The following is a 12,233-nucleotide window of genomic DNA, read 5'->3' on the forward strand; positions in this document are numbered from 1 at the left end:
GCGAAAGTAGAAGGAACACCGGAGAAGACATGAGCATTGATATCTGGATAACCTATGTGGTGACCGTTCTGCTGCTGATGAGCACGCCAGGGCCGAGCCAGTTGCTGATGCTGTCAAACTCCGCAACCAATGGTCTGCGGCGCGGGATGTTCACGGCTGCTGGCGATCTGACAGCCAATTTCCTGCAGATGCTGGCCGCCGGACTGGGGCTCGCCGCACTGATTGCGACCTCGGGCGCTGCATTGGCCGTGCTCAAATGGCTGGGCGTTGCCTATCTGGTGTTTCTCGGTGTCAAACAAATCCTGAAGGCGCGCGTTGCCGCTGCCCAAAACGCACTACGCGCCAGCCGCAAGGTGCTCTGGATGCAGGGTTTCATCACCTCCGCCGCCAACCCCAAGGCGGTGGTATTCTTTGCCGCGCTGTTTCCGCTGTTTATCGACGGCACGCTGCCCTTCTGGCCGCAATTCGCTATTCTGTCGGTAACCTATCTGACCATCGACGGGTTGTTTCTGACTGCATATGGCGGCAGCGCAAGTTGGCTGGCACGGCGCCTGCAGGGCCCGGCAAAGCTGTGGCTGGACAGGATCGGCGGCAGTTTCATGATTTTGGCGGCGGTGCTGCTGGGGCTGAAATCCCTCCGAACCGCCTCGTAAATGTACGAATGACATAAGGATATAAGATGCCTTTGATGAAATCCTGGGTCGCATCGGCCAACTCCGCCGACCACCCGTTTCCGCTGAACAACCTGCCATATGGCGTGTTCTCGACCGAAAACACCGAACCGCGCTGCGGTGTGGCCATCGGTGACATGATCTTTGACGTCACCGCCGCCGAAGCCGACGGTCTGATCGCGTTGTCGGACGAACCACTGTTCGACCTGCCGTTCTGGAACCCGCTGATGGAGGAAGGCCCCGCCGTCTGGGCCGCCCTGCGGGATCGCCTGACTGCCCTGCTGGCCGAAGGGTCTGACGAACAGCACAAGATCGAGGCTCTGCTGATCCCGCAGGACGAGGCCGAGATGCACATGCCTTTTGCCGTCAGTGAATACACCGATTTCTATGCGGGTCGGAACCACGCCTTCAATGTCGGTACCATGTTCCGCGGGCCTGAAAACGCTCTGCCGCCGAACTGGCTGCACATTCCCATCGGTTATAACGGACGCGCGTCTTCTGTGGTGGTCTCGGGCACAGAAATCCGCCGTCCCTGGGGCCAACTGAAAGCCCCCGATCAGGACGTGCCTGCTTTCCTGCCCAGCCGCCGCTTTGACATCGAGCTTGAAATGGGCGCTATCGTCGGCACACCCTCGGATGGGCCGATCACGGTGCAGGAAGCCGATGACCACATCTTTGGCTATGTCCTGCTGAACGACTGGTCGGCACGTGACATTCAGGCCTGGGAATATCAACCGCTGGGGCCGTTTCAGGCGAAAGCCACGGCGACCTCGATCAGCCCCTGGATCGTGACCAAAGCCGCGCTCGAACCCTTCCGCTGCGACACGCCGGATCGCGAGTTCGCGCTGCTGGATCACCTGAAGGATTGCGGCCCGATGCTGTATGACATCGATCTGACCGTGACGATGGCACCCGAAGGCAGCGCCGCCACGACCATTGCCCGGACCAATTACCGGGAGATGTATTATTCCGCAGCGCAACAGCTGGCGCATCACTCGACGTCGGGTTGCCCGATGAACGCGGGCGATCTGCTGGGGTCCGGCACGATTTCGGGGCCGACCAAGCCGGAACGCGGCTCGTTGCTGGAGCTGAGCTGGGGTGGCAAAGAACCCCTGACGCTGGACACCGGAGAAGCCCGCAGCTTTATCGAGGACGGCGACACGCTGACCCTGACAGGCGCAGCCAAAGGCGACGGCTACACGGTCGGTTTCGGCGAATGTACGGGGACGATTCTACCCGCGCTCGACGATCCGTTTGCCAGAGACTGATGCGGTCTCGGCCCACATATTCAGAGCGCGCTCTGCCAGTCCTTTACGGCCTCGATGGGGTAGAGAAGCATCAGGACGTTCAGCGTAAGCCCGTCGCGGATCAGTGCGGTGGTCGCGATCTCGAACGCCAGTGCAATGGCAACCGTCATCCAGATCGGCAGGCGGCGGGCCAGCCAGAACCCCAGCATCATCGCGCCGATATCTGCCATCGAGTTGACGACGCTGTCGCCGTAATAATCCAGCGAGATCGTGACCGCGCGATAGTGTTCGATTACGGCGCTGGTGTTCTCGGAAATCTCCCACGCGGCTTCGATCAGGGTGGCGATGAACAACCGCCAGCCAACGGCAAGGCGGCGCGCCACCAGCCAAAGCAGGCCGTAAAACAGAAAGCCGTGAATGATATGGCTGGGCGTGTACCAGTCCGTCAGATGCTGCGAGCTTTCGGAACTGAAGGTTTCACCATGCCACAGCTTGACATAACCGCATTTGCAAATCGGTTCGCGCCCCATCCACAGCAGGATGATGGCACAGGCGATGACAACACAAGCGGTTGCCCAATAAGGCAAAAATCGACGTCCAAACATATGGCGACAACATCATCAAAGCCAGTCGCTGTCCAGAAGGGAAATCACTGATATGGCCAAGGCATTTGCGTCCCAGGGGGACATGTCGGAAAAGAAAATCAGCTTCACCGAAGTCGGCGAAGGGCTGTATGCCTTCACCGCCGAGGGCGATCCAAACTCGGGCGTGATCATCGGCGATGACAGCGTGATGATTGTCGAGGCGCAGGCGACCCCGCGTCTGGCCAACAAGGTGATCGAATGCGTGCGCTCGGTCACGGACAAGCCGATCACCCATGTGGCGCTGACGCATTACCACGCAGTTCGTGTGCTGGGCGCCAGCGCTTTTGGCGCGCAGCAAATCCTGATGTCGGACATGGCTCGCGCCATGGTTGTTGAACGGGGTCAGGAGGATTGGGACAGCGAATTCCAACGCTTCCCCCGCCTATTCGAAGGGCATGAAAGCATCCCCGGCCTCACATGGCCCACCACCACATTCAGCGACACCATGACGGTTTATCTGGGCAACCGCCGGATCGACCTGATGCATCTGGGCCGTGCCCATACGGCAGGCGATATCGTGATCCATGTGCCCGATCAGAATGTCATGTTCACCGGTGATATCGTTGAATACCACTCTGCCTGCTATTGCGGCGACGGGCATTTCAGCGACTGGGGAGATACGCTGGATGAGATCAAGTGGTTTGACGTGGACGCTATCGCTCCGGGACGCGGCGACGCATTGGTCGGTAAGGACATGGTCAATGCGGCCATCGAAAACACCCGCGATTTCGTCGAAAGCACCTATCGCCCGGCGGCCAAGGTCGCGGCGCGCGGTGGCAGCCTGAAAGAAGCATGGGACGCGGTTCGCGCCGAATGCGACCCCAAATTCGCCGACTACGCGATCTACGAACACTGCCTGCCCTTCAATGTCGCCCGCGCCTATGACGAGGCCCGCGGCATCGACACACCCCGTATCTGGACCGCCCAGCGCGATCTGGAGATGTGGGAGGCCCTGCAGGGCTAAGATTTCCGGGCCGAATTTGATCCAGATCGTGGCGGCCCGGATTTGACGGTGAAACTCTAACGCGAGACCTCCGGCGCAACTGTGCCGGAGAACAGATGCGGTGCGCCCGATGCGCCAGAAATGGGAGAGAGAGAGTGAACAAGATCTTTGAAGTTCCACTTTATGCTTACGAGGCCAGCCCGGACCAATCCGCGCCCGCGCCCGTGCGCCACAAGGTCATCGTTGTCGGGGCCGGTCCGGTGGGTCTGGCCGCCGCCATTGATCTGGCCCAGCAAGGCGTCGAGGTGCTGGTGCTGGACGACAATGACAAAGTCAGCTTCGGCAGCCGCGCCATTTGCTTTGCCAAACGCCCGCTGGAAATCCTCGACCGTCTGGGCTGCGGACAGCCGATGGTGGACAAGGGTGTTCTTTGGAATAAGGGCAAAGTGTTCTTCGACGAACGTCAGGTCTATGAGTTCGACCTGCAGCCCGACAGCGGCGATCAGCGCCCGGCCTTCATCAACCTGCAGCAATACTATTTCGAGCAGTTTCTGGTCGACCGCGTGCGCGAATTGCAGGCGCAGGGCGCTCCGATCGAAATCCGCGGCCGCAACAAGGTTGAAGCAGTCGGAACCCACCCTGATCACGTCAAGCTTGAGGTCGAAACGCCCGAGGGTTCGTACACCATCGAGGCGGATTGGGTGATCGCCTGCGACGGCGCGGGCTCACCTATGCGCGCCATGATGGGCAAGGATTTCGTGGGCCGCGTTTTCGAGGACAACTTCCTGATCGCCGATGTGATCATGGAGGCTGATTTCCCCTCGGAACGCTGGTTCTGGTTCGATCCACCTTTCAACAAAGGCCAGTCGGCGCTGCTGCACAAACAACCTGATGGCGTCTGGCGCATTGACCTGCAACTGGGTTGGGATATCGACAAGGAGCGCGAAAAGCGCCCGGAAAACGTGATCCCGCGCCTCAAGGCCATGCTGGGCGAGGATGTAAATTTCGAGCTGGAGTGGGTCAGCATCTACACCTTCCAGTGCCGCCGGATGGAGCAGTTCCGCCATGGTCGCGTGATCTTTGCAGGCGACAGCGCCCATCAGGTCAGCCCGTTTGGGGCACGGGGTGCAAATTCTGGCGTTCAGGACACCGACAACCTGTGCTGGAAGCTGAAACTGGTGATTGACGGCAAAGCGCCAGAGTCGCTGCTGGACAGCTACGATCAGGAACGCATTCACGGCGCGGACGAGAATATCCTGAACTCGACCCGCTCGACCGATTTCATCACCCCGAAATCGCAGATGTCCCGCATCCTGCGCGATGCGGTATTGGACCTGAGTGAACATTATGATTTTGCCCGACCGATGGTGAATTCAGGTCGGCTCAGCGTGCCTTGCGTCTATGACGGCTCGCCACTGAATTCGGCGGACGCGTTGAACGGACCATCGCAGACGCGCCCCGGAGCGTCCTGTCCCGATGCCCCTTTGGGTGAAGACTTTCTGCTGCCTAAACTGGCTGGACAGTTCACGCTGTTGACCATCGACGCCGATGCGCCGGATGAGATTGAGGTCGATGGGATCACCGTCAAACGCCTGGCACTCTCGGTCAAAGACGACCCGACCCTGACGCTGAAGCGCCGCTATCTGGGCGATGCGACCGGAGCAGTCTACCTGATCCGTCCCGATCAGCACGTGGCCGCCCGCCGCGACACTTACGAAGAAAACGCATTCCGGCACGCGGTGCGCCGCGCCACAGGCAAGGAGTAAGCGACATGGCCGATCTGATCCTCTCACCCAACCTGACCCAGGCCGACGATTTCTATGCCGATCTGGTGGCGGCCCACGAAGGGCTTGAGAAAGCCGAAAGCGATGCGTTCAACGCGCGCCTTGTGCTGGTTCTGGCAAACCACATCGGCGACAACGCGGTGCTGAAACAAGCGCTGGACGCCGCAGCCCTGAAACAGGAGTAAACCGATGAAAATCGAACAGATTCACCACGTCGCCTATCGCTGCAAGGACGCGAAAGAGACCGTGGAATGGTATGGCAAGATGCTGAACATGGATTTCATTCTGGCGATTGCCGAAGACCATGTGCCCTCAACCCATGAACCTGATCCCTACATGCACCTGTTTCTGGATGCTGGAAACGGCAACGAGTTGGCGTTCTTTGAATTGCCCACCAAGCCAGAGATGGGTCGCGATCCGAACACGCCGATCTGGGTGCAGCATATTGCCTTCAAGGTGAAGGACCGGGATGAGCTGATCGCGTTCAAGGACCACCTCGAAGCCAACGGGGTCGAGGTTCTGGGTGTCACGGATCATTCGATCTTTCACTCGATCTATTTCTTCGACCCAAACGGCCACCGCGTTGAACTGGCTTGCCCCGACCCCGAGGAAGAGGCCATGCTGGCCCGGCTGGATTCGGTGAAATGGGATATGCTCGAAGAATGGTCGCGCACCAAACGAGCCCCCCAGCACGCCGACTGGCTTCATGCCAAGGAACTAAGCAAGGGCTAAATTCTGAATGAGCGACGTGGTTCTGTTTGACTACTGGCGATCCTCGGCCAGCTACCGGGTGCGGATTGCGCTGAACCTAGCCGGGATTACCTATCGCCCCGTTGCGGTTGACCTGGTGAACGGGGCGCATCGCACCCCGGATCATCTGGCGCGCAATCCCCAGGGTCTGGTTCCGGTGCTGGATATCGATGGGGTTCGGTTGACCCAGTCGCTGGCAATCCTCGACTATCTGGACGAAACCCGCGATCTGGGTCTGCTGCCGCAAGACCCGAAGGCGCGTGCTGCAGCCCGTGCCCTGGCCCACAGCATCGCGGTGGATATCCATCCGGTCTGCAACCTGTCGGTTGCCAAACACGCCACCACGCTCAGCAATGGTGCGGGTGAAATGCTCGGCGACTGGATGCGCCATTTCATCCGGCCCGGGTTGCTGGCGTTTGAAACGCTTCTGGGGAACTTCGAGCAAAGCCCGTTCTGCACAGGCGATACGCCCGGTCTGGCCGATATCTGCCTGATCCCGCAGCTTTATAATGCGCGCCGGTGGGAAGTTGATCTGTCGGACATGCCACGCCTGACAGCTGTCGAAGCTGTCTGTGCCGAACATTCGGCCTTTGCCGCAGCGCATCCCGACTTGCACGCCCCGCTCTGATCCGGCGCGGTCTGTGTAGCGGTGGGGGTACCAAAACCCTGCGGTGCGCCTTAGGTTCCCCGATATCCAAGTACGGAGGCCCTGACGCCCATGTCTGTTTCCACGCTGATCTGATCAACTAGGTCTGGATTGGTGCGTGTCTGATCGAGGAACTGCAGACAATCAACGACGATGAGCGCCATGTTCTTGTCGGCCCTGAGGCGATTGATGACATCGTCCGAAGAAACACCGTCAGATGTGTCGATCATCACCGATTTCTCGATGGAACTTGGATCTATGCCTATGGTCGAGAACCGATTAGCAGCGCCCTGATCAAGGAGCAGCCAGGACTCAAACCAGCCAGTTGGGACAAATTGAGCTGCCGCAGCATCGGCAGGCGCATTTGAGATGCTTCCAAATAAAAAAGGCCGCCCAAATGGACGGCCTTTTGCATCTCAGTCGGGTCAGGCTTAGAAGCCCAGACCTTCGTATTTCTTCTTGAACTTCGACACGCGGCCGCCAGCGTCCAGCAGGCGCGACGAGCCACCGGTCCATGCGGGGTGCACGGAGGGGTCGATTTCCAGAGCCAGCTGGTCGCCCTCGGCGCCCCAGGTGGATTTCATCTGAACCACGGTGCCATCGGTCATTTTGACGTCGATGAGGTGATAATCGGGATGGATGTCTTTTTTCATCTTTCCGCTCCTTACGCCTCGGCGCCAGCCTTGGGCTTGTAGTTGGTGACCTCTGCGATACGCGCGGATTTACCGCGACGGGTGCGCAGATAGTACAGTTTGGCGCGACGAACGCGGCCACGGCGGACAACGGTGATGCTGTCGATATTGGTCGAATGCAGGGGGAACACACGCTCCACGCCTTCGCCAAACGAAATCTTGCGAACGGTGAACGAACCGGCGATGCCGCTGCCACCTTTGCGCGCGATGCAGACACCTTCGTAGTTCTGCACACGGGTGCGCGACCCTTCGGTCACTTTAAAGCCGACACGGATGGTGTCACCGGCTTTGAAATCGGGGATGTCTTTCCCCAGGGCGGCAATCTGTTCCGCCTCTAGCTGTGCGATCAGGTCCATCGCAGTTACTCCTATCTGCTCGTGGTTGGTCCACGAAGTTTGGGCACGGCCTGAGAGCTCTTGGTCTTCACCGGGTCCTGCGTACAGCCCGCCAGAGGTCAGATCGAATGTTCCTTTTGGTCCGGTCCGCCCTTTCGCGCCGTGGCCGAAGAAAGCCGGGCGTCACGTCAGGATGCAAACCAAAAAACCGGGGTCGCGCAAAGCCACACCGGATTGCGTTGCTTTAAGGGCTTTGCGGGCAGGGATCAAGCCTAATTCTTGGCTGAACCGGTGAGTTTTTGCCACCCGTCAAATCCCCCGTTGCCTTGTCGCTCAGATCAGGCATTCTGTGATCAATTATAAGAGCAGATATTTGATACAGGATCATAAGATGCGCAAAGCAATCCTGCTGGTCGTTCTGGCCCTTGCACTCGTCTCATGTGGCCGCCGCGCGCCGCAACCTCAGGCGGTTGAGCCGCAGGCCTTCGCGGACACTACTCCGCCTTCGATCATCTATCCCGCCTTTGGCGACGCCGACCCACACCCGTGGGAGGGGCGCCATCCCGGCCATTACCCGGTGCACGGGCTGGACGTCTCGCGCTGGCAGGGGCCGATTGACTGGCGCACAGCGCGCAAATCCGGTGTCAGCTTTGCCTTCATCAAAGCCACCGAGGGCGGAGATTTTACCGACCCGATGTTCGACGAACACCGCCGCGGTGCGCAGGCTGCCGGAGTGCCCTGGGGTGCCTATCACTATTACTATTTCTGCCGTCCGGCCCATGAACAGGCGCGCTGGTTTATCCAGAATGTACCCAAAGGCGCCGACCTGCCGCATGTACTGGATATGGAGTGGACGCCCCATTCCAAAACCTGCACCCTGCGCCCCGATGGCGCCACCATCCGGGCTGAGGCGCAACGGTTCCTTGATATCCTCGAACGTCACTACGGCCGCCGCCCGATCGTCTATACCACTGTGGATTTTTATCGAGACACGGATATCGGACGTCTGCCCAAGACCGAGTTCTGGCTGCGCTCTGTCGCAGGACACCCCCGAAACGTCTACCCAAGCGCGATCTGGCGGTTCTGGCAATATACTGGAACCGGACTGGTGCCTGGGGTTCAGGGCAAGGTCGACATAAACACCTTCAATGGTACGCCCGAGACTTGGGCGCTGTGGAAGGCAACACGCTAGTCTTAGTCGTTGTCTTTGGATTTCTGATAAGCGTCCCAAAGATCGGGTCGTCTTTCGCGGGTGATCTGTTCGGACATCTCATGGCGCCAGTCCGCGATACGACCATGGTGGCCCGACATCAGAATGTCCGGGATCGGGCGGCCTTTCCAGTCTGCGGGGCGGGTGTATTGCGGATGCTCCAATAGGCCGGATGAGAAACTCTCCTCCTCAGCCGAAGCCTGATTGCCCAACACGCCGGGGATTAGCCGCACCGTCGCATCGATCAGCGCCTGTGCGGCGATCTCACCTCCGGTCATGACAAAATCGCCCAAGCTGACTTCTTGTACACCGTAATGCTCCAGCACGCGCTCATCGACGCCTTCGAAACGCCCACAAAGCAGCGTCATGCCATCGCAGCGGGCCAGATTCTGCATCATCTTCTGATCCATCCGACGCCCGCGCGGGCTGAGGTAGATCAGGGGCCAGTTACCCTGAACGCCAGCCATCGTGTGCTCAATGGCCTCACCCAACACATCGGCGCGCAAGACCATGCCTGCACCGCCACCAGCCGGAGTGTCATCCACGTTGCGATGCTTGCCGACCCCGAACTGGCGCAGATCGACGGTTTCCAACTGCCACAGCCCGTCCTGCAGGGCCTTGCCGGTCAGGCTTTCGCCCAGAACTCCAGGGAAGGCAGTCGGAAACAGAGTGATGATCTTGGCCTTCCACACCCCGTGCAGATCGGGCGTCGGCGTCATCAACTCGCGCGGCTTCAGCGTCGGGCGGATGGCTTTGCGGCCATGGGACTTTCCGGGTTTTTCTGTCATTTTGAACCGATCAGATCATTTTGGACGCTTTGCACCAGAGCCGCCTTTTGGTCGACCAGTGTCGCGTCGTCCAGCGTTGAGCGGTTCATCTCCAACATCTGCTGCAACACATCCTCGGGCAGGCGAGGGTTTGATCGGGTCGGACCGACCAATTCGGCGGCCTTGTCCGGGGGCAGATCAAGGAATTCGGCGAAAGTGTTTCCAAGCCCATGGCGCAGGCCCTGCAGGTCCTCCAGCCATTCGGTCCGGACCGAGACCGAGGGCAACCGATCCCGCACCGCCTCTGCCGCGATCTGCGGCGAGGGCACAGGGTCAAGCCGCGCGCGGAAGGTGTCAAAATCCTGAATCAGGCGCGAGCGTTGCAGATCATGCGCCCACAGGCTGCGCAGCCAGCTTCCGCGTTGGCGCAACGAGTAGTAGAGCGTGATATGCACCTCTTCCCCGGCAAACCGATCCCGGATTAAGCCGACGAGGCAGGTGGCCAGTTCCGGTGCAGCTTCATATCCAACCGCGACATTGCGGCTGGGGCGCAGGCCCGAGAAATTCTCTTCACTCAGAACCAGCCCGCGTTTCTGGCCGAATTCCAGTGAATTCAGAAAGTGCCGCATCTGATCCCTGAAATCGCTCATCGCGCCGGGTGTGCCATAGACCGAATAGCGTGTCGCGGCCTCGGACAGACCGGTTTTGCGGGTCCGGTAGGGCAGGACCAGCGCATGGTGCGGCCAGATCAATGAGCGATTTTCGAATAGAAAGGACTGCGCTGCCGTCGTCCCGGTCTTATGCAGACCCAGATGCAGCAACACACGACGCATTACAGCAGGCCCTCGGGCGGATCAGCGATGATGCGGCCTTTGTCCAGATCAACGGTCGGTACCGACTCCAGCGTGAACGGCAATAGAACAGTGGCCTTCAGCCCCGGACCATGCAGTTCCAGCAGGTCCGCCGCGCCGTGGTTCTGAACCGATTTTACCCGGCCCAACATGGTGCCGCCGGTGTCATAGACCTCAAGCCCGATCAGATCGGTGTGGTAAAACTCATCATCCGGCAGCGACGGCAATTGATCGCGCCGCGCATAAAGGCGCAGGCCGTTCAGCGCATCCGCCTCTTCTTTGGACTCAATCCCACCCAGCCGTGCGGCGAAACCATTCTTGATCGCGCGGGTCAGGACCACCGGATAGCGCTCTTTGCCGGTCTCATCGGTCAGCGGCGAATAGCCCTCGATATCCTCAGGGACGGCGCAGAAGCTCTTCAGCCGCACCTCGCCGCGCACCCCATACGAGCCCGCAATGCTGCCCACGCAGATCAGATCACTCATTTCGACCATCCGTCACACATAGCCCGTCCCGCCATTGCCCGACCCCCTCGCACGCCTCGCGCTGGTTCGAGCGTTCGAAGAATACGCCTACAATAAAGGCGATCGCCAGCAGGATGGGAAGCCGTAACAATCCGAACATGTCTAGCGCACCTCGATGGGCAAAGTGTCATTGCGGTCTTCCCAACCGACCTGTTCCAATTCAGGCGTATCCGAAAAGCTTTCGGGCAGACCTACACAGAAATAACCGATCAACCGCCAATCCTTGGGCACATCCAGATCGCGCGCCATCTGGTCCGGGTCGAGGATAGAGACCCAACCCAGCCCCAGCCCTTCTGCCCGCAAGGCAAGCCAGAACAGGGTGATCGCCGAGACCACTGAATAGCGCCGCATCTCGGGCATGGTGCCCGCGCCCAGACCTTGACCCTTGTCAGTGGCATCATCGCAAAACACGGCCAGCTGCACGGGGGCTTCTTTCATCCCGGACAGTTTCAACTGGCTATACAGCTGCGCCTTTTCGCCGGAATACCCGCTCAGCGCCTGTTCGTTTGCGGTTTGGAAATTCTTCAATGCCGCGTCGCGCGCGGCCTGAGTTTCGACGCGGATCACGCGCCAGGGTTCGCTCAGCCCCACCGAAGGGGCCAGGCGAAACGCGTCGAGGCAGCGCGTCAGCACTGCCTCGTCAATCGCGTCAGAGCGGAACCGGCGCACATCGCGCCGGAGCCGCATCAACAGATCGAACTGCGTGCGAAAATCGTCGGTGAAAGCCTGATCCCGCACGCGCCGGCCTGCTTATTCTTCTGCCGCAGCTTCTTCAGCCGGTGCAGCCGCCGCTTCGGCAGCCTTGGCAGCTTTCTCTTCCGCGCGCTCTTGGGCTTTCTTGCCCGGAGTACCCTTGTTGGGGTTGTTGCGCTCGGCTTTTTCACGGGTGCCAGCAGCTTCGAGCATACGAGCGATCCGGTCGGTGGGCTGTGCGCCCTGATCCAGCCAGTACTGGATGCGCTCCATGTTCATTTTCACGCGCTCTTCGCTGTCTTTCGGCAGCAGCGGGTTGTAGGTGCCCAGTTTCTCGATGAAACGGCCATCGCGAGGCATACGGCTGTCAGCCGCAACAATGCGATAGAAGGGACGCTTTTTCGAGCCGCCGCGGGCGAGACGAATTTTCATTGCCATGGTGGTATCTCCTTTGAATGGCGTATCCGGCGTAGGTA

Annotated in this window: 18 protein-coding genes; 8 read left to right on the forward strand and 10 right to left on the reverse strand. The window is 59.8% G+C overall.

Annotated features, from left to right (window positions below; translation table 11 throughout):
- Nucleotides 1-29 precede the first annotated feature (29 nt).
- Nucleotides 30-653 (forward strand): LysE family translocator, encoded by a 624-nt coding sequence (locus tag RA27_RS16540; protein WP_039541543.1) that lies wholly within the window; start codon nt 30-32, stop codon nt 651-653.
- A 26-nt stretch (nt 654-679) separates the two neighbouring features.
- Nucleotides 680-1,939: a fumarylacetoacetase gene (fahA, locus tag RA27_RS16545; RefSeq protein ID WP_039541546.1), complete on the forward strand. Its 1,260-nt coding sequence runs from the start codon at nt 680-682 to the stop codon at nt 1,937-1,939.
- 20 nt (nt 1,940-1,959) lie between these two features.
- Here fahA and RA27_RS16550 read toward each other — a convergent pair whose 3' ends face one another.
- Nucleotides 1,960-2,523, reverse strand: a complete 564-nt coding sequence (locus RA27_RS16550; RefSeq protein WP_039541549.1) for a DUF2585 domain-containing protein — start codon at nt 2,521-2,523, stop codon at nt 1,960-1,962.
- A 52-nt stretch (nt 2,524-2,575) separates the two neighbouring features.
- On the opposite strand from RA27_RS16550, the gene RA27_RS16555 reads away from it, so the two are divergent.
- The 5 genes from RA27_RS16555 (at nt 2,576) to maiA (ending at nt 6,667) form a co-directional block, all read left to right on the forward strand.
- Nucleotides 2,576-3,526 (forward strand): MBL fold metallo-hydrolase, encoded by a 951-nt coding sequence (locus RA27_RS16555; protein ID WP_039541551.1) that lies wholly within the window; start codon nt 2,576-2,578, stop codon nt 3,524-3,526.
- Between the two features lie 134 nt (nt 3,527-3,660).
- Nucleotides 3,661-5,271: an FAD-dependent oxidoreductase gene (locus RA27_RS16560; protein WP_039541554.1), complete on the forward strand. Its 1,611-nt coding sequence runs from the start codon at nt 3,661-3,663 to the stop codon at nt 5,269-5,271.
- A gap of 5 nt (nt 5,272-5,276) precedes the next feature.
- The gene (locus tag RA27_RS16565; protein WP_039541558.1) at nt 5,277-5,474 is read left to right on the forward strand and encodes a DUF2783 domain-containing protein; all 198 of its coding nucleotides are present in this window, start codon (nt 5,277-5,279) and stop codon (nt 5,472-5,474) included.
- Nucleotides 5,475-5,478: 4 nt separating this feature from the next.
- Entirely contained in the window at nt 5,479-6,021 is a 543-nt protein-coding gene (locus RA27_RS16570) for a VOC family protein (RefSeq protein ID WP_039541562.1), read from the forward strand.
- 7 nt (nt 6,022-6,028) lie between these two features.
- A complete protein-coding gene (gene maiA, locus RA27_RS16575) occupies nt 6,029-6,667 on the forward strand; it encodes a maleylacetoacetate isomerase (RefSeq protein WP_039541565.1) in 639 nt (212 codons plus the stop codon).
- A gap of 50 nt (nt 6,668-6,717) precedes the next feature.
- Here the strand turns inward: maiA and RA27_RS16580 are convergent, their stop codons facing one another.
- The 3 genes from RA27_RS16580 to rplS form a co-directional block, all read right to left on the reverse strand.
- Nucleotides 6,718-6,915, reverse strand: coding sequence for a hypothetical protein (locus RA27_RS16580; protein ID WP_039541567.1), 198 nt, complete (start codon nt 6,913-6,915; stop codon nt 6,718-6,720).
- A gap of 201 nt (nt 6,916-7,116) precedes the next feature.
- Nucleotides 7,117-7,338, reverse strand: a complete 222-nt coding sequence (gene rpmE, locus RA27_RS16585) for a 50S ribosomal protein L31 (RefSeq protein WP_039541571.1) — start codon at nt 7,336-7,338, stop codon at nt 7,117-7,119.
- 11 nt (nt 7,339-7,349) lie between these two features.
- Entirely contained in the window at nt 7,350-7,733 is a 384-nt protein-coding gene (gene rplS / locus RA27_RS16590) for a 50S ribosomal protein L19 (RefSeq protein ID WP_039541573.1), read from the reverse strand.
- Between the two features lie 370 nt (nt 7,734-8,103).
- On the opposite strand from rplS, the gene RA27_RS16595 reads away from it, so the two are divergent.
- The gene (locus tag RA27_RS16595) at nt 8,104-8,904 is read left to right on the forward strand and encodes a GH25 family lysozyme (protein ID WP_039541576.1); all 801 of its coding nucleotides are present in this window, start codon (nt 8,104-8,106) and stop codon (nt 8,902-8,904) included.
- A 2-nt stretch (nt 8,905-8,906) separates the two neighbouring features.
- On the opposite strand, the gene trmD is transcribed toward RA27_RS16595, so the two are convergent.
- From trmD to rpsP, 6 genes are read right to left on the reverse strand one after another with little or no spacing between them, the layout of a single operon-like run.
- Nucleotides 8,907-9,710, reverse strand: a complete 804-nt coding sequence (trmD, locus tag RA27_RS16600) for a tRNA (guanosine(37)-N1)-methyltransferase TrmD (RefSeq protein WP_039541579.1) — start codon at nt 9,708-9,710, stop codon at nt 8,907-8,909.
- Nucleotides 9,707-10,522: a hypothetical protein gene (locus RA27_RS16605; RefSeq protein WP_039541582.1), complete on the reverse strand. Its 816-nt coding sequence runs from the start codon at nt 10,520-10,522 to the stop codon at nt 9,707-9,709. The genes trmD and RA27_RS16605 overlap by 4 nt, the downstream gene beginning before the upstream one ends.
- Nucleotides 10,522-11,025 (reverse strand): ribosome maturation factor RimM, encoded by a 504-nt coding sequence (gene rimM, locus RA27_RS16610; protein ID WP_039541827.1) that lies wholly within the window; start codon nt 11,023-11,025, stop codon nt 10,522-10,524. The genes RA27_RS16605 and rimM overlap by 1 nt, the downstream gene beginning before the upstream one ends.
- Nucleotides 11,018-11,164, reverse strand: coding sequence for a hypothetical protein (locus RA27_RS24440; RefSeq protein ID WP_193746537.1), 147 nt, complete (start codon nt 11,162-11,164; stop codon nt 11,018-11,020). Before RA27_RS24440 ends, rimM begins: the two co-directional genes overlap by 8 nt.
- A gap of 2 nt (nt 11,165-11,166) precedes the next feature.
- Entirely contained in the window at nt 11,167-11,802 is a 636-nt protein-coding gene (gene bluB, locus RA27_RS16615) for a 5,6-dimethylbenzimidazole synthase (RefSeq protein WP_039541585.1), read from the reverse strand.
- 12 nt (nt 11,803-11,814) lie between these two features.
- Entirely contained in the window at nt 11,815-12,195 is a 381-nt protein-coding gene (gene rpsP / locus RA27_RS16620) for a 30S ribosomal protein S16 (RefSeq protein ID WP_039541586.1), read from the reverse strand.
- Nucleotides 12,196-12,233 lie beyond the last annotated feature (38 nt).

It is taken from the genome of Ruegeria sp. ANG-R (genome assembly GCF_000813985.1).
GTDB lineage: Bacteria > Pseudomonadota > Alphaproteobacteria > Rhodobacterales > Rhodobacteraceae > Ruegeria.